Annotated in this window: 18 protein-coding genes and 1 riboswitch; of the genes, 15 read left to right on the top strand and 3 right to left on the bottom strand. The window is 73.1% G+C overall.

From position 1 onward, the window contains the following. The first annotated feature begins 132 nt into the window (after nucleotides 1-132). The 3 genes from ACH4F6_RS18165 to ACH4F6_RS18155 all read left to right on the top strand — a co-directional run bounded on the left by ACH4F6_RS18165 (nucleotide 133) and on the right by ACH4F6_RS18155 (nucleotide 4,020). Entirely contained in the window at nucleotides 133-1,317 is a 1,185-nt protein-coding gene (locus tag ACH4F6_RS18165; protein ID WP_397961202.1) for an MFS transporter, read from the top strand. A gap of 146 nt (nucleotides 1,318-1,463) precedes the next feature. Next, nucleotides 1,464-2,252: a carbon-nitrogen hydrolase family protein gene (locus ACH4F6_RS18160; protein ID WP_397961201.1), complete on the top strand. Its 789-nt coding sequence runs from the start codon at nucleotides 1,464-1,466 to the stop codon at nucleotides 2,250-2,252. A 70-nt stretch (nucleotides 2,253-2,322) separates the two neighbouring features. Further along, nucleotides 2,323-4,020, top strand: a complete 1,698-nt coding sequence (locus tag ACH4F6_RS18155; RefSeq protein ID WP_397961199.1) for a flavin monoamine oxidase family protein — start codon at nucleotides 2,323-2,325, stop codon at nucleotides 4,018-4,020. A 6-nt stretch (nucleotides 4,021-4,026) separates the two neighbouring features. On the opposite strand, the gene ACH4F6_RS18150 is transcribed toward ACH4F6_RS18155, so the two are convergent. Continuing rightward, nucleotides 4,027-4,752 carry a DUF5995 family protein gene (locus tag ACH4F6_RS18150; RefSeq protein WP_397961198.1) on the bottom strand — a complete coding sequence of 242 codons (726 nt, stop codon included), beginning with the start codon at nucleotides 4,750-4,752 and terminating at the stop codon, nucleotides 4,027-4,029. Nucleotides 4,753-4,864: 112 nt separating this feature from the next. Here ACH4F6_RS18150 and ACH4F6_RS18145 point away from each other — a divergent pair, with 112 nt between their 5' ends. After that, complete coding sequence (locus tag ACH4F6_RS18145; RefSeq protein ID WP_397961197.1) at nucleotides 4,865-6,010, top strand: glycoside hydrolase family 6 protein; 1,146 nt, start codon at nucleotides 4,865-4,867, stop codon at nucleotides 6,008-6,010. On the opposite strand, the gene ACH4F6_RS18140 is transcribed toward ACH4F6_RS18145, so the two are convergent. Further along, nucleotides 5,992-7,416, bottom strand: a complete 1,425-nt coding sequence (locus ACH4F6_RS18140) for a uracil-xanthine permease family protein (protein ID WP_397961196.1) — start codon at nucleotides 7,414-7,416, stop codon at nucleotides 5,992-5,994. The genes ACH4F6_RS18145 and ACH4F6_RS18140 overlap by 19 nt on opposite strands. A gap of 132 nt (nucleotides 7,417-7,548) precedes the next feature. Between ACH4F6_RS18140 and ACH4F6_RS18135 the strand changes: the two genes are divergently transcribed. Then, on the top strand, nucleotides 7,549-8,007 hold the full coding sequence (locus tag ACH4F6_RS18135; RefSeq protein WP_397961195.1) for an acyl-CoA thioesterase: 459 nt from the start codon (nucleotides 7,549-7,551) through the stop codon (nucleotides 8,005-8,007). Here ACH4F6_RS18135 and ACH4F6_RS18130 read toward each other — a convergent pair. Then, nucleotides 7,967-9,178, bottom strand: coding sequence for an MFS transporter (locus tag ACH4F6_RS18130; protein ID WP_397961193.1), 1,212 nt, complete (start codon nucleotides 9,176-9,178; stop codon nucleotides 7,967-7,969). The genes ACH4F6_RS18135 and ACH4F6_RS18130 overlap by 41 nt on opposite strands. A 157-nt stretch (nucleotides 9,179-9,335) precedes the next feature. On the opposite strand from ACH4F6_RS18130, the gene ACH4F6_RS18125 reads away from it, so the two are divergent. The 10 genes from ACH4F6_RS18125 (at nucleotide 9,336) to ACH4F6_RS18080 (ending at nucleotide 18,678) form a co-directional block, all read left to right on the top strand. Further along, nucleotides 9,336-10,583, top strand: a complete 1,248-nt coding sequence (locus tag ACH4F6_RS18125; protein ID WP_397961192.1) for an ROK family transcriptional regulator — start codon at nucleotides 9,336-9,338, stop codon at nucleotides 10,581-10,583. A 462-nt stretch (nucleotides 10,584-11,045) separates the two neighbouring features. After that, nucleotides 11,046-11,176, top strand: a riboswitch (FMN riboswitch). Between the two features lie 147 nt (nucleotides 11,177-11,323). After that, nucleotides 11,324-11,929 (top strand): riboflavin synthase, encoded by a 606-nt coding sequence (locus tag ACH4F6_RS18120; protein WP_397961191.1) that lies wholly within the window; start codon nucleotides 11,324-11,326, stop codon nucleotides 11,927-11,929. Beyond that, the gene (locus tag ACH4F6_RS18115) at nucleotides 11,926-12,564 is read left to right on the top strand and encodes a nicotinamide riboside transporter PnuC (RefSeq protein WP_397961190.1); all 639 of its coding nucleotides are present in this window, start codon (nucleotides 11,926-11,928) and stop codon (nucleotides 12,562-12,564) included. Before ACH4F6_RS18120 ends, ACH4F6_RS18115 begins: the two co-directional genes overlap by 4 nt. Continuing rightward, nucleotides 12,561-13,841: a bifunctional 3,4-dihydroxy-2-butanone-4-phosphate synthase/GTP cyclohydrolase II gene (locus tag ACH4F6_RS18110; RefSeq protein ID WP_397961189.1), complete on the top strand. Its 1,281-nt coding sequence runs from the start codon at nucleotides 12,561-12,563 to the stop codon at nucleotides 13,839-13,841. Before ACH4F6_RS18115 ends, ACH4F6_RS18110 begins: the two co-directional genes overlap by 4 nt. 36 nt (nucleotides 13,842-13,877) lie before the next feature. Then, on the top strand, nucleotides 13,878-14,363 hold the full coding sequence (ribH, locus tag ACH4F6_RS18105; protein ID WP_397961188.1) for a 6,7-dimethyl-8-ribityllumazine synthase: 486 nt from the start codon (nucleotides 13,878-13,880) through the stop codon (nucleotides 14,361-14,363). A 34-nt stretch (nucleotides 14,364-14,397) separates the two neighbouring features. Beyond that, nucleotides 14,398-14,670 carry a phosphoribosyl-ATP diphosphatase gene (locus ACH4F6_RS18100; protein ID WP_397961187.1) on the top strand — a complete coding sequence of 91 codons (273 nt, stop codon included), beginning with the start codon at nucleotides 14,398-14,400 and terminating at the stop codon, nucleotides 14,668-14,670. Between the two features lie 47 nt (nucleotides 14,671-14,717). Further along, the gene (gene hisG / locus ACH4F6_RS18095) at nucleotides 14,718-15,566 is read left to right on the top strand and encodes an ATP phosphoribosyltransferase (protein ID WP_397961186.1); all 849 of its coding nucleotides are present in this window, start codon (nucleotides 14,718-14,720) and stop codon (nucleotides 15,564-15,566) included. 19 nt (nucleotides 15,567-15,585) lie between these two features. Further along, entirely contained in the window at nucleotides 15,586-16,053 is a 468-nt protein-coding gene (locus ACH4F6_RS18090; RefSeq protein WP_397961185.1) for a PH domain-containing protein, read from the top strand. A gap of 199 nt (nucleotides 16,054-16,252) precedes the next feature. After that, nucleotides 16,253-17,578 carry a hemolysin family protein gene (locus ACH4F6_RS18085; RefSeq protein WP_397961184.1) on the top strand — a complete coding sequence of 442 codons (1,326 nt, stop codon included), beginning with the start codon at nucleotides 16,253-16,255 and terminating at the stop codon, nucleotides 17,576-17,578. After that, the gene (locus tag ACH4F6_RS18080; RefSeq protein WP_397961183.1) at nucleotides 17,575-18,678 is read left to right on the top strand and encodes a hemolysin family protein; all 1,104 of its coding nucleotides are present in this window, start codon (nucleotides 17,575-17,577) and stop codon (nucleotides 18,676-18,678) included. The genes ACH4F6_RS18085 and ACH4F6_RS18080 overlap by 4 nt, the downstream gene beginning before the upstream one ends. Nucleotides 18,679-18,728: the final 50 nt, after the last annotated feature.

The raw sequence follows: 18,728 nt of genomic DNA, 5'->3' as shown, positions 1-18,728 counted from the left end.
TGGTGGCCCGGACGGGCGACGCTCTACGCTCGGTGCCATGACCTGGCGACATTGATCCACCAGCCGTGCCTCCCGAGGGCCGCCTCGGACGCCCTGCCCCCGGCGTCCGAACAGTCCCTGCGGGAAGGCCCCATGACTCTCTCACCTGCGCGTGCGCGCGCCGGCGACCTCCGTCGGCTGACGACCACGCTCTACGCCTACGCGTTCCTCGACGAATTCGTCCTGCTCTACCCGGTGTACGCGCTGCTGTTCAGCGACGCCGGTCTGTCCCTCTGGCAGATCTCCTCCCTGTTCGCCCTCTGGTCGGTCACCGGCGTGCTGCTGGAGGTCCCCTCCGGCGCGTGGGCCGACGCCGTCTCCCGGCGGACGCTGCTGTGGCTCGGCCCGCTGCTCACCGCCACCGGCTTCGCCCTGTGGGTGACCGTCCCGTCGTACGGGGCCTTCGCGGTCGGCTTCGTCCTGTACGGGGTCGCCGGCGCCCTCGGCTCCGGCGCCCTGGAGGCGCTGGTCTACGACGAGTTGGACCGGATGGGCGCCGCCGACCGGTACGCGCGCGTCATGGGCCGGGCCCGGGCCGCCGGGCTGGTGGCCGTGACGGCCGCGATGGGCCTCGCCGGTCCGGTGTTCGCCCAGGGCGGCTACCCGGTCGTGGGCGCGGCGAGCGTGCTGGCCTGTCTGGCGGCCGCCGCGGTGGCGACGTGCTTCCCGGAGCACCGGGTGCGGCCGACGGCCGACGGGGAGGGCGGGGGACGGGCGGCGACCCTGCGGTCCGGACTGGCCGGGGCCCACCGGGACGGGTCCGTGCGCGGCGCGCTGCTGCTGGTGCCGGCCGTCGCCGCGGTGTGGGGCGCGCTCGACGAGTACACCCCGCTCCTGATCCGCGACACCGGTGTGGCGGACGGGACGGTGCCGTATCTGCTCCTGCTGGTCTGGGTCCCGGTCACGGCCGGCAGCCTGCTGGCGGGCCCCGCCGAACGCCTGGGCACGACCGGACTGGCGGTCCTGCTCGCCGGCGGCGCGCTCGCCCTGGCCGTGGGCGCGGCGGCACGGACCCCGGCCGGCATCGCCCTCGTGGGCCTGGCCTTCGGCTGCTTCCAGCTGGCGGGAGTACTCGCCGACGTCCGCCTCCAGCACCGCATCGACGACTCCCGCCGGGCCACCCTGACATCCGTCGCCGGCCTGGGCACCGAACTGGTCACGGTCGCCGTGTACGGCGCGTACGCGGTGCTCGGCGGACCGGCGGCGCACGGCACGGTGTTCGCCGTGCTCGCCCTGCCCTACCTGCTGACGGCACTGGTGCTCCTCCGGCACCGGTGAGCGGCGCGCAACGAATCGCCGCCGCGCGCCGGGCCGACGCAACGATCCGCTCACCGGCGCGCAACGGCTCCTTCTTGTCCGCCCAGGTGAGCCGCCCGTACCGTCTACGTGGCCCCCCGAACCCCCCGTACCGGTGAGGAACACGCATGCGCACCGCCCTGCTCCAGAGCTCCGGCCGCCCCGGCTCCGTCGCCGAGAACCTCAAGGTCCTCGACGAGGCCGCGGGCCGGGCGGCCGCCGCGGGCGCCGGGCTGCTCGTCGCGCCGGAGATGTTCCTCACCGGCTACGCGATCGGCGACGACATCGCCCGCCTCGCCGAGACCGCCGACGGCGACTCCGCCGACGCGGTCGCCGAGATCGCCTCGCGGCACGGGCTGGCGGTCGCCTACGGGTACCCGGAGCGCTCCCGCGAGGCGGTCTTCAACTCCGCCCAGCTGATCTCCGCCGACGGCGCCCGGCTCGCCAACTACCGCAAGACCCACCTCTTCGGCTGCTTCGAACGCGACCACTTCACCCCGGGCGACCAGCCGGTCGTCCAGGCGGAGCTGGGCGGCCTCACCGTCGGCCTGATGATCTGCTACGACGTGGAGTTCCCGGAGAACGTCCGCGTCCACGCGCTCGCCGGGACGGACCTGCTGGTCGTGCCGACGGCCCAGATGCACCCCTTCCAGTTCGTCGCCGAGTCGGTGATCCCGGTACGGGCCTTCGAGAACCAGATGTACGTCGCGTACGTCAACCGGGTCGGTGCCGAAGGCGAGTTCGAGTTCGTCGGGCTCTCGACGCTGGCGGGCCCGGACGGCATCGCCCGGGCCCGCGCCGGACGCGGCGAGGAACTGGTCCTCGCCGACGCCGACCCCGCCTTCCTGGCCGGCTCCCGCGAGGCGAACCCGTATCTGCGGGACCGCCGCCCCGGCCTCTACGGGTCCCTGATCTGACCCCGGCCCCCGGCACAGTCCCCCGCCCCCACCCAGCCTTTCCGCTTCCCGCGCAAGGAGTCCGTACCCCATGACGTCCACGGTGCCCAACGCCGTCGAGCACACCGACGAGCAGCAGCCGCCGATCACCATGTTCGGCCCGGACTTCCCGTACGCGTACGACGACTACCTCGCGCACCCGGCGGGCCTCGGCCAGATACCGGCGACCGAGCACGGCGCCGAGGTCGCGGTCATCGGCGGCGGCCTGTCCGGCATCGTGGCCGCGTACGAGCTGATGAAGATGGGCCTGAAGCCGGTCGTGTACGAGGCCGACCGGATCGGCGGGCGGCTGCGCACCGTCGGCTTCGACGGCTGCGACGACTCCCTGACCGCCGAGATGGGCGCGATGCGCTTCCCGCCGTCCTCCACGGCGCTCCAGCACTACATCGACCTGGTGGGCCTTCAGACCCGTCCCTTCCCCAACCCCCTCGCCGAGGCGACGCCCTCGACCGTCGTCGACCTCAAGGGCGAGTCGCACTACGCCGAGACCCTCGACGACCTGCCCCAGGTCTACCGCGACGTGGCCGACGCCTGGGCCGAGTGCCTCGAGGAGGGCGCCGACTTCTCCGACATGAACCGCGCCCTGCGCGAGCGTGACGTCCCGCGCATCCGCGAGATCTGGGCGAAGCTGGTCGAGAAGCTCGACAACCAGACCTTCTACGGCTTCCTCTGCGACTCCGAGGCCTTCAGGTCCTTCCGGCACCGCGAGATCTTCGGCCAGGTCGGCTTCGGCACCGGCGGCTGGGACACCGACTTCCCCAACTCCATCCTGGAGATCCTGCGCGTCGTCTACACCGAGGCCGACGACCACCACCGCGGCATCGTCGGCGGCTCCCAGCAGCTGCCGCTCAGGCTCTGGGAGCGCGAGCCGGAGAAGATCGTCCACTGGCCGTACGGCACCTCGCTGAAGTCCCTCCACGCGGACGGCGAGCCCCGCCCGGCGGTCACCCGGCTCGACCGCACCGCCGGCAACCGCATCACGGTGACGGACGCCGACGGGGACATCCGCACCTACCGGGCGGCCGTCTTCACCGCCCAGTCCTGGATGCTGCTCTCCAAGATCGCCTGCGACGACTCGCTCTTCCCGATCGACCACTGGACCGCCATCGAGCGCACCCACTACATGGAGTCCTCGAAGCTGTTCGTCCCGGTCGACCGGCCGTTCTGGCTCGACAAGGACGAGGAGACGGGCCGGGACGTCATGTCGATGACGCTCACCGACCGCATGACCCGCGGGACCTACCTCCTCGACGACGGCCCCGACAGGCCCGCCGTCATCTGCCTCTCCTACACCTGGTGCGACGACAGCCTGAAGTGGCTGCCGCTGTCCGCGAACGAGCGGATGGAGGTCATGCTGAAGTCGCTCGGCGAGATCTACCCGAAGGTCGACATCAGGAAGCACATCATCGGCAACCCGGTGACGGTCTCCTGGGAGAACGAGCCCTACTTCATGGGCGCGTTCAAGGCCAACCTGCCCGGCCACTACCGCTACCAGCGGCGCCTGTTCACGCACTTCATGCAGGACCGGCTGCCCGCGGACAAGCGGGGCATCTTCCTCGCCGGCGACGACGTCTCCTGGACGGCCGGCTGGGCCGAGGGCGCCGTGCAGACCGCGCTGAACGCGGTGTGGGGGGTCATGCACCACTTCGGCGGCTCGACCGACGCGACCAACCCGGGGCCGGGCGACGTGTACGACGAGATCGCGCCGGTGGAGCTGCCGGAGGACTGACGGCGCTCACCCGGGCGCTCCGGGCCGGGCGGGCAGCGGCGTCAGCAGCATGCGTCCCGCGAAGCCGACCGCCGCGTCGAGGCGGTCGGTGAACTCCTCGGCGAGGTCCGGGAGCCGGCGCAGCGCCCACAGGGCGCGGGCGGCCGACCAGGCGGCGTCCCGGGCGCGCTCCAGGCTCCAGGAGCCGAGGAGATGGGTGAGCGGATCGGCGATCTGGAGCAGGTCGGGGCCCGGCATCAGCTCTTCGCGGATGGCCTCCTCCAGCGCGACGAGGAGGTCGCCCACGCGGTCGAACTCGTCCTCCAGGTCGTCCGGTTCGCAGCCGAGGCTACGGCAGGCGTCCACGACGGCGAGCGCGAGGTCGTGACCGATGTGCGCGTTGACGCCCGCGAGCGCGAACTGCAGCGGGCGTACGCCGGGATGGCGGCGGAACAGGAACAGCGGACGCCAGCAGGCGGGCGGACGGCGGTCGCGGGCCGCCGCGTCCACCGCCGCGAGGTACCGCTCCGCGAACCGGACGTCCAGCGTGATCGCGGCGCGGGCGTCGGTGAACCGGCCCGCGCCGACACGCCGGCCGACCTCCTCCGTGACGGCGAGGTAGACGCGGTTGAAGACCGCGATCCCGTCCCGGGGCGGCAGGGCCGCGTCGAGGGCGCGCAGACGGCCGAGCACTCCGTCGAGGGCGGTGCCGGAAGTGTCCGGGGGAGGGGCGAACTGTTCCGAGTGCGGCATGGGGGAAGAGTCGCAGCCCTAGGCTGACCCGCGGGCCGACGGGCCCGGTGCTTCCCCGGAACGGGGGAACGCGCCCGTCGCGCGGGAAGGGAAGAACCGTACGGTGCGAGGCTTGCAGGAGAAGCGGGGAGCGGCGGTGGCCGTCGCCTCGGCCGTGGTCGCCCTGGCCGTCGCGGTCGGGCTGTTCACGGCGCCCGGCGAGGGGGACGGCCCGGCGGGCGGACCGGACGCCGACCGGGCCCGGTCGGGGACGAGCCGCGTGCCGGTCCCGCGACCGCCGTCCTCGCTCCCGGCGTCCCCCACGCCCTCGCCCCCGGCCTCGCCCTCCGCCGTCCCCTCCGTCGTCCGGACGACGGCCCCGTCGACGCCCCTGCGGGAGCAGCGACGGAGCGCTCCCCTCTACCTCCATCCCGAGTCCCAGGTCCGGGACTGGATCCGGGACAACCCGGGCGACTGGCGCCGCGCCGTCATCGAGTCCCGCATCGCGCACCGGCCGGCCGCCGTGTGGTTCACCGAGTACGCGCCGGAGACGATCACCTCCCGGGTCCGCGCGGTCACCTCGGGCGCCGCCGCGGAGGGCCGGGTGCCGGTCCTCGTGGCGTACGCGGTCCCGGACCGCGACTGCGGCGGGGCCTCCGCCGGCGGGGCGCCCGACCTCGCCGCCTACGGCGGCTGGATCGACCGGTTCGCCGCCGGGCTCGGCTCCGGGGAGGTCGTCGTGATCCTGGAGCCGGACGCGATCGCCCAGTCGGACTGTCTCCCGGAGGGCCCGCGCGCCGAGCGTCTCGCCGCGCTGGCCCGAGCCGGCCGCGTCCTGACGGCGGCGAACCCGAGGGCGCGCGTGTACTACGACGCCGGCCACTCGCACTGGAACGCCCCCGCGCACCAGGCCGCCCTGCTGGAACGGGCCGGCGCCGGCTCCGCCGCCTCCGCCGGGATCTTCAGCAACGTCTCCAACTTCCGCCGCACGTCCGACGAGGTCGCCTACGACCGGAAGGTCCTCGACGCCCTCGTCGCGCTCGGCGGCCGGGCCGGACTGGGGGCCGTCATCGACACCAGCCGCAACGGCGCCGGCCCGCCCGCCGACGGCCGGTGGTGCGACCCGGACGGGCGCAGGATCGGCCGGGCCCCCACCCTCGACACCGGCGAGGCCCGCATCGACGGCTACCTGTGGGTGAAGCTGCCGGGCGAGTCCGACGGCTGCAAGGGGGCGGCGGGCGCCTTCAGCCCGTCGTACGCCTATGAGCTCGCCCGGTGACCCCCGTGCTGCCCCCGGTCGTCCCCGGGCCCGCCCTCCGTGTCGTACGAGGACGTGCCCTCGTCCAGCAGGGGTTCCTGCGGCTTGAGGTGGCCGGGGGCGAAGGCGCGCAGCGTGTGGTACCCGGTGATGACGACCAGGGTGCCCAGGGCGATGCCGCTGAGGGAGAAGGTGTCGGTGAACTCCAGGGAGACGTTGCCGACGCCGATGATGATGCCCGCGGCGGCCGGCACCAGGTTGAGCGGGTTGCGCAGGTCGACCCCGGCGTTGGTCCAGATCTGGGCGCCCAGCAGGCCGATCATGCCGTAGAGGATGACGGTGATGCCGCCGAGGACACCGCCCGGGATCGCGGCCACCACCGCGCCGAACTTGGGGCACAGGCCGAACAGCAGCGCGAAGCCGGCGGCGGCCCAGTAGGCGGCCGTGGAGTACACGCGGGTCGCGGCCATCACGCCGATGTTCTCGGAGTAGGTGGTGTTGGGCGGGCCGCCCACCGCGGTGGAGAACACCGAGCCGACGCCGTCGGCCGCGATCGCCGTGCCCAGCTTGTCGTCGAGCTGGGTGCCGGTCATCTCGCCGACCGCCTTGACGTGACCCGCGTTCTCCGCGACCAGGGCGATCACGACGGGCAGGGCCACGAGGATCGCGGACCACTCGAAGGACGGGGCGTGGAAGGAGGGGAGACCGATCCAGTCGGCCCGGCCCACGGCGGAGAAGTCCAGCCGCCAGTGGTCGGTGACCTTGCCGCTCGCGTCCGCCGAGTGGATCCGGCCGAAGATCCGGTCGGACGCCCACGACAGGCCGTAGCCGAAGACCAGGCCCAGGAAGATCGCGATCCGCGACCAGAAACCGCGCAGGCAGACCACCGCCAGACCGGTGAACAGCATGACCAGCAGGGCCGTCCACTGGTCCTGGGGCCAGTAGGTGGAGGCGGTGACCGGGGCGAGGTTGAAGCCGATCAGCATCACGACCGCGCCCGTCACGATCGGCGGCATGGTGGCGTGGATGATCCGCGCGCCGAAGCGCTGCACGGCCAGCCCGACCAGGAACAGCGCCACCCCCACGACCAGGACGGCGCCGGTGACCGTGGCGCTGGTGCCGCCCTGCGCGCGGATGACCGCGGCGACGCCCACGAAGGAGAGGGAGCAGCCGAGGTAGCTGGGCACCCGGCCGCGGGTGGCGAGCAGGAAGACGGCGGTCGCGACGCCCGACATCATGATCGCCAGGTTCGGATCCAGGCCCATCAGGACCGGCGCGACGAAGGACGCCCCGAACATGGCCACCACGTGCTGCGCGCCGAGCCCGAACGTACGGGGCCAGGAGAGCCGCTCGTCGGGGCGGACCACGGCGCCGGGCGCCGGGGTGCGTCCGTCGCCGTGCAGTTTCCAGCGGACGCCAAGATCCATGGTGCGGTTTCGCTTTCGTTCGTGCCGTGCGATGTCCGGCCCATTGTCGCGTGAAACAGGAGGATGAGCGACCGCTTAGGATAGGGATGGTTGTCCCATGCATCCGTATCCGCAGCCCCAGGAGCGCCCACCGTGACCGCCGAAGCCCCGACCGCCCCCGCCCTGTCCCACGGTCGGCTCATCCCCGTCACCGTGCACTTCGACGACCTGGACGCGCTCGGACTGCTGCACAACGCCCGCTACCCGCTGATGGTCGAGCGCGCCTGGACCGAGCTGTGGCAGGGGCACGGCGTGCGTTTCGAGGGCGACTGGGCGGCGGCCGGGGACGCCTGCAACGCCGTCAAGGAACTGCGCATCACCTACGAGGCCCCGGTCACCAAGCCGGGCGTCTACGCCGTCCACCTGTGGCTGGAGCGGCTCGGCACCACCGGTCTGACCTACGGCTTCCGGTTCTGCTCGGCCGACGGCGCGGTGACGTACGCGCAGGGCACCCGGGTGCTCGTCCGGCTGGACGCGGCGACCCTGCGTCCCGCGCCGTGGAGCGAGACCCTCAGGTCCGCGGGCCGGGAACTGCTTCGCCCGGCCGGCTGACCCGCGGCCGGTCGCGGTCGCCCGCGCGCAGCACCCCCGCGAAGCCCACCAGCCCACAGGCCAGCAGCGTCACCAGCCAGAACGACACCGTCAGACTGGTCGCCTGGGCCAGACCGCCGATGGCGCTCGGCGCGACCAGACCGGAGGTGTACGTGATGGTCGCGACGCCCGCGATGGCCTGACTGGGGTGGGGGCCGCTGCGGCCCGCCGCCGCGAAGCAGAGCGGGACCACGACGGCGATCCCCAGTCCCATGAGGGCGAACCCGGCCATCGCCACGGCCGGATGGCCCGCCGTGACGATGAGCAGCCCGCCGGCGATCGCGAGGACGCCGCCGACGCGGACCGTCTTCACGGACCCGAACCGGTCCACCACCCTGTCGCCGGCGATCCGGGCGATCGCCATGGTGAGCGTGAAGCCGGTCGTGCAGGCCGCGGCGAGGCCCGCCGAGGACTCGAGCCGGTCGCGCAGATAGACCGCCGACCAGTCCAGGCTCGCACCCTCCGCGAACACCGCGCAGAACCCGACGGCGCCGATGAGCAGCGCCGACCTGGGCGGCAGGGCGAACCGCGGAGGCGGCTCCTCGTCCTCGGCGGGCTGCAGGTCGAGCACCCAGGCGCACGCCGCCACGCCCACCGCGGTCAGCACCGCCGCCGCCAGGACGTGGTGCAGCCGGGCGTCCGCGCCGAGGTGGGCGGCGAGCGTCCCGCCGGCCGAGCCGATCAGCGCGCCCGCGCTCCACATGCCGTGCAGACCGGACATGATCGACCGGCCGAGCCGGTTCTCGACCTCCACCCCGAGCGCGTTCATCGCCACGTCCGACATGCCCGCCGTGGCGCCGTAGACGAAGAGGGCCAGGCAGAGCGTCAGCAGGTTCGGGGCGAGTGACGGCAGGACCAGCGACAGCGTCCACAGGGCCACCAGGCCGCGCAGGGCGCTCCGCGCGCCGAACCGGTGGCTGATCCGGCCGGCGAGGGGCATCGCGACCGAGGCGCCGAACGCCGGGAAGGCGAGGGCGAGCCCCAGCTGCCCGGCGCTCACCGAGGCGTGGTCCTGGATCCACGGGACCCGGGTGGCGAACGAGCCGGTGACGGCGCCGTGCACGGTGAACACGGCCGCCACGGCGTAGCGGGCTCGCCGTACGTCCGGCAGTGCGGGGGCCACTTCGCTCATTGCCGTCCCTTCCGGTCCGTCGGACAGGTGTGCGGTGTCGTGCGGGGCGCCGTTCCCTCGGCGCGGCGCGCCCGTCGACGTAAACTATCAGGAACCCTGCCTGATAAATAGAGGCGCCGGAGTCGCGCACCGGCGCCCCCGTGGGAGGATTCCCCGCATGCCCGCATCCCCGAGCACCGCCCGGGCCATCAACGACCGGCTCGCCCTGCGGCTGCTGCAGGACGAAGGCCCCCTGACGGCGGGGCAGTTGAAACAGCTCACCGGACTGTCCAGGCCGACCGTCGCCGACCTCGTGGAGCGGCTCGGCGCCTCCGGTCTGATCGAGGTCGTCGGGGAAGCGGGCGCACGGCGGCGCGGCCCGAACGCCAGGCTGTACGGCATCGTCGCCGACCGCGCCCACCTGGCCGCCCTGGACGTGCGCACGGAGGGCGTCGCCGTACGGGTGTCCGACCTGCTCGGCCGGGTGCTCGCCGAGGCGTCCGCGCCGATCGGCGGCGACACCGGCACCGGCTCCGCCGTCGAGCAGGCGGTGACGCTGGTCGAACGGGTCGTCGAGGAGGCCGGCGTCGACCGGCCGCACACGGTCGGCATCGGCGCGCCCGGCCTGATCGACCCGGCGAGCGGCGAACTGCGCGACTCCACCGGCCTGCCCGCCTGGCACCGCCGTCTGGTCGCCGCCCTCCAGGAACGGCTGCCCGAGGCCAGGGTCAGCGTCGAGAACGAGACCAACCTCGCCGCGCTGGCCGAGCAGCGCGAGGGCGCCGCCCGGGACCGCGACACCTTCGTCCTGCTCTGGCTCGGTCACGGCACCGGCGCCGCGGTCGTCCTCGACGGTTCCCTGCGCCGGGGCGCCTCCGGCGGCACCGGTGAGATCGGTTTCCTGCCGGTGCCCGGGACGCGCGGGCTGCCCTCGGCGACGGACTGCGAGGGCGGCTTCCACTCCCTGGCCGGGGCGGCGGCGATCGTGGGCCTCGCGGGGGAGTACGGCCTGGGCAGGCCCTCGACGTCCGACGGACCCGGGGCGGCGTCGGTCGTGCGCGAGGCGGTGGAGGCGGTGGAGGCGGCGGAGCCGGGAGGCGCGGTGGAGGCGGCGGAGCCGGTCGAGGCGCGCCCCGGCGGCGCCGACGGCTTCCTCGACGCCCTCGCCGAACGCCTCGCCGTGGGAGCCGCCTCCGTCGTCGCCGTCCTCGACCCCGGATGCGTGGTCCTCGGCGGCGAGGTCGGCCGGGCCGGCGGGGAGGTGCTCGCGGCCCGGGTGCGGGAACGGCTGCGGCGGATGGCGCCCCTGCCCACGGAGGTGCGGCCGAGCAGCCTGGGCGGCGACGCGGTGCTGCGCGGGGCGCTGCTCACGGCCCGCGAGTCCGCCCAGGCGGAGCTGTTCGGCACGGGCGGCACCGCGGTGTGACGCCCCCCGCGTGCCCGCTGGGAGGCCCGGCGGCGGGCAAGGGCCGTCGTCACCGCCGCCGGGCCGGTCCGGCCGGGGGCGGCAGGTTCCGAGGTCTTGCCGCACCCCCTTCACCGGTGGTTCCGGGCTCCTCGCCCTTCCTCCACCGCCTCGTCGTCCGCGTGTGCCCGCCGGCGGCGACGCCCGCGACCGCGGTGACGGCCGCGAGCAGCGCGGGGCTCGCCCGCGGTCGTGGGCGGGGCGGCGCGGGTGGCCCCTCTCCAGGTGGGCTGCGCAGACCCTAAAGAGGACTAGACCAGCACGTCAATAGGTATGGACCAATCTCAAGTCGGGCTCGGCGAGGGGGAGTCGGGCCCGGCGCCGGGCGTCCGGGAGGCGCACCGGGGCGGCCTGTGAGCCACCCCACACCGCTCACCCGTATGGGCGCCGATCGGGCGTGGCACACTGACCCTGTACCTAAAGCAGCGCACTCCGGGGTCGGTGAAAGTCCGAACCGGCGGTTACAGTCCGCGACCCGGTCGCTTCCAGCGGCCGGTTGACCAGGTGAAATTCCTGGACCGACGGTTAAAGTCCGGATGGGAGGCAGTGCGCGGCGGGCGGGCATTCGTGCGCGCCGCCGTATACGTGCTCGTCCGCGGACGAGTCTGTCCGGCGTCGCCCCCGGTGTCCTCGCCCGTACTTTCTGTCGTCATCGACAGGCCCCGGAGTCCGTGCCCGAAAGAGGCAGGAGGACCCGGGAAGTGTTCACCGGAATCGTCGAAGAGCTGGGTGAGGTCACCGCCGTCGAGAACCTCGGCGACGCCTCCCGCTTCCGGCTGCGCGGCCCCGTCGTGACCGACGGCGCGAAGCACGGCGACTCCATCGCCGTGAACGGGGTCTGTCTCACCGTCGTCGAGCACGAGGGCGACGAGTTCACCGCCGACGTCATGGCGGAGACCCTGAACCGCTCCAGCCTCGGCGCCCTCACCGTCGGATCCCGCGTCAACCTCGAACGGCCCACCGCCGTCGGCGCCCGCCTCGGCGGCCACATCGTCCAGGGACACGTCGACGGCACCGGCCGGGTACTGGAGCGCAAGCCGTCCGAGCACTGGGAGATCGTCAAGATCTCGCTGCCCGCCGACCTCTCCCGGTACGTCGTCGAGAAGGGCTCCATCACCGTCGACGGCATCAGCCTCACCGTCGTCGACGCCGGTGCCGACCACTTCACCGTGAGCCTCATCCCCACCACCCTCGCGCTGACCACCCTCGGGCTCAAGCAGCCCGGCGACCCGGTCAACCTCGAGGTGGACGTCGTCGCCAAGTACGTCGAGCGCCTGCTCGCGAGCAGCCAGGGAGCAGCGCAGTGAACTCGCTCAACTCGGAGGCGTTCGTCCTCTTCGACCAGCACATCCTCTGGTCGGACATGATCGGCAACATCCTCGGCCTGGCCGCCCTCGCCCTCGGCTGGCGCCGGTCCATCGCGAGCTGGCCCGTGCAGTTCCTCTCCGGCCTGGTCCTCTTCGGCGCCTTCTTCGGCCACCTGACCGGCAGCGCGGGCAAGCAGGCCGTCGTCATGGTCGTCGCCCTGTACGGCTGGTGGCAGTGGAACCGCAGCAAGGGCCGGTCCGAGGACGGCCACATCGTCCCGCGCTTCGCCACGTGGACCGAGCGCGCGGCGATGCTCGGCGCCGCCGCGGCGGGCACGGTCGCCGTGGCCCTCCTCTTCAAGGCCCACCCGTCCCTGTCCTGGGACCCCTGGCCGGACGCCTACATCTTCGTCGGCACCATCGTCGCCATGTACGCCCAGGCCCGCGGCATGGTCGAGTTCTGGTTCGCCTGGCTCCTCGTCGACCTCGTCGGCGTCCCGCTGAACTTCGCCAACGGCTATGCCTTCTCCGGCTTCGTCTACGTCATCTACGGCGCGCTCGTCCTGTGGGGCATGCGCGACTGGTGGCTGCGCTCCCGCACGGCGCGGCCCGCTCTGGAAGGAGCGCCGGCATGAGCACGGCACCGATCCTGTACAGCACCGAGGACTTCGCGCTGGACCCGGTCGAGCAGGCCGTCGCCGACATCGCGGCCGGCCGCCCGGTCGTGGTCGTCGACGACGAGGACCGCGAGAACGAGGGCGACCTCGTCATCGCCGCCGAGAAGGCCACCCCCGAGATCGTCGCCTTCATGATGAGCGAGTGCCGCGGCCTGATCTGCGCCCCGATGGAGGGCGACGAACTGGACCGGCTCCGGCTCCCGCAGATGGTCGCCGACAACACCGAGTCGATGAAGACCGCGTTCACCGTCTCCGTCGACGCCTCCGCCGCGCACGGCGTGACCACCGGCATCTCCGCCGCCGACCGCGCCACCACCCTGCGGCTCCTGGCGAGCGGCACCGCCGAACCCACCGACCTCGTCCGCCCCGGCCACGTCTTCCCGCTGCGCGCCAAGCCCGGCGGCGTGCTCGTCCGCAACGGCCACACCGAGGCCGCCGTCGACCTCGCCCGCCTCGCCGGCCTGCGCCCGGCCGGCGCGATCGTCGAGATCGCCGGCGAGGACGGCGGCATGCTGCGCCTGCCCGAGCTGATCCCGTTCGCCCGCAAGCACGGCCTGACGATCATCTCCATCGAGGACCTGATCGCCTACCGCCGCAGCGCCGAGCCCACCGTCCGCCGCGAGGCCGAGACCCGCCTGCCCACCGTCCACGGGGCCTTCACCGCGTACGGCTACCGCTCCACCGTGGACGGCGTCGAACACGTCGCCCTCGTGCACGGCGAGATCGGCGACGGCGAGGACGTCCTCGTCCGCGTCCACTCCGAGTGCCTCACCGGGGACGTCTTCGGCTCCGCGCGCTGCGACTGCGGCCCCCAGCTCGACGCCTCCCTGGAGCGCATCCAGTCCGAGGGCCGGGGAGTGGTGGTCTACCTGCGCGGACACGAGGGCCGCGGCATCGGCCTGCTGTCCAAGCTGCGGGCCTACGAGCTCCAGGAGCAGGGCCACGACACCCTCGACGCCAACCTCGAACTCGGCCTGCCCGCCGACGCCCGGGACTACGGCGCCGGCGCGCAGATCCTCGAGGACCTGGGCGTGCGCAGCGTGCGCCTGATGACCAACAACCCCGAGAAGACGGACGCCCTGCTGCGGCACGGCCTCAAGGTCAACGCACGCGAGCCGATGCCTGTACAGGCGGGCGAACACAACATCCGCTACCTGCGCACCAAGCGGGACCGGATGGGCCACGACCTGCCCTGGCTGGACACGGCCCCCGTGTCCCCCTGCGGCAACCAGTAACCACCGCACGACGGCACGAACGCACCGAGGAGAGACGTGAGCGGCAAGGGCGCACCGGAACTGTCCGTACGCAATGTGGGTGACCTCCGGGTCGCCGTCATCGCGGCCCAGTGGCACGAGAAGGTGATGGACGGTCTGGTCGACGGCGCCCTGCGCGCCCTGCACGACCTGGGCATCGACGAACCGACCCTGCTGCGGGTCCCCGGCAGCTGGGAACTCCCGGTCGTCGCCAAGGTCCTCGCGGGCCGCGGCTACGACGCGATCGTCGCCCTCGGCGTCGTCATCCGCGGCGGCACCCCCCACTTCGACTACGTGTGCCAGGGCGTCACCCAGGGCCTCACCCAGGTCTCCGTCGAGACCGGCGTCCCCGTCGGCTTCGGCGTCCTCACCTGCGACACCGAGGAGCAGGCACTGGACCGGGCCGGCCTGGAGGGCTCCGGCGAGGACAAGGGGCACGAGGCGGTGACGGCGGCGGTGGCGACCGCGGCCACTCTCCGCTCAGTATCTGAACCATGGCGTTAGACCGGCCGGCGCAGCGCGTAAAGTGGGCGTCACCATGTCCAAGAAGACGTTCGAGGAGCTCTTCGTCGAGCTCCAGCAGAAGGCCGCCAACGGCGACCCCGCCACCTCCCGCACCGCCGAACTGGTCGACAAGGGCGTCCATGCCATCGGCAAGAAGGTCGTCGAGGAGGCCGCCGAGGTCTGGATGGCCGCCGAGTACGAGGGCAAGGACGCGGCGGCCGAGGAGATCTCGCAGCTGCTGTACCACGTCCAGGTGATGATGGTCGCCCGCGGGATCTCCCTGGACGACGTCTACGCCCACCTCTGAGCCGTCAACCGCACCTGTTTTCCGTACGAACGAAGGAAGCCCGTCTCATGCTGCGCATCGCCGTCCCCAACAAGGGTTCACTGTCCGGCCCTGCGGCGGAGATGCTGCATGAGGCCGGCTACCAGCAGCGCCGGGAGTCCAAGGAACTGCGGATCGTCGACCCGGAGAACGAGGTGGAGTTCTTCTACCTCCGCCCCCGCGACATCGCGATCTACGTCTCCTCCGGCCGCCTCGACATCGGCATCACCGGACGCGACCTGCTGATCGACTCCGGCGCCAACGCCGAGGAGATCCTCCCGCTCGGCTTCGCCCGCTCCACCTTCCGCTACGCCACCAAGCCCGGTGCGGCGAAGGGCGTCGAGGACCTCGGCGGCATGACGGTCGCCACCTCCTACGAGGGCATCGTCGCCAAGCACCTCGCCGACCACGGCATCGACGCCTCCGTCGTCCACCTCGACGGCGCCGTCGAGACCGCCATCGAGCTCGGCGTCGCCGAGGTCATCGCGGACGTCGTCGAGACCGGCACCTCCCTGCGCAACGCGGGCCTCGAGGTCATCGGCGAGCCGATCATGAAGTCCGAGGCCGTCGTCGTCCGCCGCACCGGCGCCGGCGCCGACGAGCCGAAGGTGCAGCAGTTCCTGCGCCGCCTCCAGGGCGTCCTGGTCGCCCGGACCTACGTGATGATGGACTACGACTGCCGCGTCGAGCAGCTGGAGAAGGCCGTCGCGCTCACCCCCGGCCTGGAGTCGCCGACCGTCTCCCCCCTGCACAACGAGGGCTGGGTCGCCGTCCGCGCCATGGTCCCCGCCAAGGAGGCCCAGCGGATCATGGACGACCTGTACGACATCGGCGCCCGCGCCATCCTGACCACGGCCATCCACGCCTGCCGCCTCTGACCCGGGGGGATACGCAGCGATGTCCGACCTGCCCGCCCTCCCCGTCACCTTCCGGCCCGGCCGCACCCGTGTGGTGCTGCTCACGGCCGGGGCGGCCATCCTCGTCGTGATCTCCGCGATCGCGCTGCTCCTCGAACAGCTCGGTCCGGGGGAGCGGCTCAGCTTCATCCTCACCGGCGCGCTCGTCTTCTGGGTGCTCGCCCAGCTCGCCCGGGTGCGGGTCGTCGCCGACGAGTCCGGCGTCACCGTGGTGAACATCGCGAGCAAACGGCGCCTGGACTGGGCGGAGATCCTCCGGGTGAACCTCCGTCCGGGCGACCCCTGGGTGTTCCTCGACCTCAGCGACGGCACCAGCCTGCCGGCCCTCGGCATCCAGCCGGGCATCGACAGACAGCAGGCCATCACCGACGCGCGGACGCTCCGCGCGCTCGCCGAGGCCAGGTCGGCCCACGACCCCGAGACGGCTCCCGGACAAGATCAGGGCTGACTCGGGGCCGCCACCCTGCCGCCGGAGCCCCTGTCTTGATTAATCTGGTGGCGGAGGCGTTCCCCTTGCGCCTCCGCCCCTGTCGTGCCCTGCCGGGCGCACAGGGGGTCCTGCTATCCGAGGAGTGACCCTCTCCGGCGATGGACGGTTCGTCCTGTAGTACCTGCGCCGCCCCCTTCCTTCCGGAGGCGGCGGCATCATGACCACCCCCCTGCTGCTCCTGGCAGCCGCGTTCCTGCTCATCCTGGCCAACGGCTTCTTCGTGGCCGCCGAGTTCGGCCTCGTCACGGTCGAGCGCCCGGACGCCGAGAAGGCCGCCGCCGAGGGCGACCGACGAGCCCGCACGGTCGTCGACTCGCTGAGGGAGCTGTCCTTCCAGCTCTCCGGCACCCAGCTCGGCATCACCATCACCTCCCTCGTCGTCGGCATGCTCGCCGAACCGGCGCTCGCCGAGCTGCTGCACGGCCCGTTGACCGTGATCGGCGTCCCCGGGGGCGCCGTCTCCGGTGTCGCCGTCGTCGTGGGCATGCTGCTGGCGTCCGCCGCGCAGATGGTGATCGGCGAGCTGGTGCCCAAGAACTGGGCCGTGTCCCGGCCGATGCAGGTCGCGCGCTTCGTCGCCGGCCCGCAGTACGCCTTCGCCCGCCTGTTCCGGCCGGTCATCGCCGCTCTCAACGCGGTCGCCAACCGTCTCGTGCGCGCCCTGGGCGTCGAACCCACCGAGGAGCTGGCCTCCGCCCGCACCCCCGGCGAACTCGTCTCCCTGGCCCGCCACTCCGCCCAGGCCGGCGCCCTCGAACAGGACACGGCCGACCTCTTCGTGCGGACCCTCTCCCTGGCCGAGCTGACCGCACAGCACGTCATGACCCCGCGCGTGAAGGTCAGTTCCCTCCAGGCGTCGGCCACCGCCGAGGACGTGGTCAACCTGACCCGCGCCACCGGCCTGTCCCGCTTCCCCGTCTACCACGAGAAGATCGACGAGATCGTCGGCATGGTCCACCTCAAGGACGCCCTCGCCGTCCCCGTCCACGAACGGCTGCGCACACCGGTCGGCCGGATCGCCCGCCCGGCGCTGCTCGTCCCCGAGACGCTGCCCGTCCGGCCCCTCCTGGCCCGGCTGCGCAGCGAGCAGCCCATCGCCGTCGTCGTCGACGAGTACGGCGGCACGGCCGGCGTGGTGACCCTGGAGGACATCGTCGAGGAGATCGTCGGCGAGGTCCGCGACGAGCACGACGGCCTGGACACCCCCGAACTGGCCGCCGCGCCGCCCGAGGACGGCCGGCCGGCTTGGGACGTCGACGGCAGCTGCCGCGTCGACACGCTCCGGCGCATCGGTCTCGACGTGCCCGAGGGGCCGTACGAGACGGCCGCCGGGCTCGTCGCCGACCTGCTCGGACGCATCCCGGCCGTCGGCGACCGGGCCGAGCTGCCCGGCTGGCGGCTCGCCGTGCGCCGGGTCGGCCACTACCGGGCCGAACGGATCCGGCTCGTGCGCACCGGCGTCGTGGCGGAGGTCGCCCGATGAGCGTCCTCCAACTCGTCTTCGCCGCCTTCCTCGTGCTCGCGAACGGCTTCTTCGTCGGCGCCGAGTTCGCCCTGGTCTCGGTCCGCCGCAGCCAGATCGAACCGCTCGGCACCGCGCGGGCCCGCCAGGTCCTCCACGGTCTGGAGCGCCTGCCGCAGATGATGGCCGCGGCCCAGTTCGGCATCACCGTCTGCTCCCTCACCCTGGGCGCGGTCGCCGAGCCCACCGTCGCGCACCTGCTGGAGCCGGTCTTCGAGGGAATCCACCTGCCGCACGGCATGATCCACCCGCTGGGCTACGTCATCGCCCTGGCGGCCGTGGTCTTCTTCCACCTCGTCATCGGTGAGATGGTCCCGAAGAACCTCGCCATGGCGGCCCCGGAGAAGGCCGCGCTGTGGCTCAGCCCCGGTCTGGTCGCCTTCGCCCGGCTGTGCGGTCCGGTCACCGTCGCCCTCGGCGCCTGCGCCCAGGGCATCCTGCGCCTGTTCCGCGTCGAGCCCAAGGACGAGGTCGAGGCCGTCTTCACCAGCGAGCAGCTCAACCGGCTGGTGGAGGACTCCGGCCAGGCCGGCCTGCTCGACCCCGAGGAGCAGGAGCGGCTGGAGGACGCGCTGGAGCTGGGCTCCCGCCCGGTGACGGACGTGCTGTTGACGCGCGAGTCCCTGGTGACGGTGGAGCCGTCGGTCACGCCGGGGCGGATCGTCGAGCTCACCGCCCGCACCGGCTACTCCCGCTTCCCCGTCGCCGCGGAGAACGGCGCCTTCATGGGCTACCTGCACGTGAAGGACGTCCTCGACGTGGAGGACTCCGACCGGGCGGTCCCGCAGCAGGTGTGGCGTCCGATGACGACACTCCGCTCGGAGCTGCCGCTGGACGACGCGCTGACGGTCATGCGCAGGGCGGCGACGCACCTGGCGCAGGTGGCGGACGGCTCGGGCAGGGTGCTGGGCCTGGTCGCGCTGGAGGACGTACTGGAGCTGCTGGTGGGTGAGGTACGGGATCCGGCGCACCGGGTGGCGCCGAAGCCCCAGGCCGAGGTCAGGCCGGCCCCGGTCCGGCCACCGGTGTCCGGAACGCCGGAGGGGGCGATGGCCACCTAGCCGCCGGCGACCGCCCCGGGGCGCGGGTCCCCGGGGCGACGGGGCGACGG

Source organism: Streptomyces sp. NPDC017936 (genome assembly GCF_044328485.1).
GTDB lineage: Bacteria > Actinomycetota > Actinomycetes > Streptomycetales > Streptomycetaceae > Streptomyces.
Note: the sequence above shows the minus strand (reverse complement) of the source record. Positions and strands in the feature narration are given on the sequence as shown.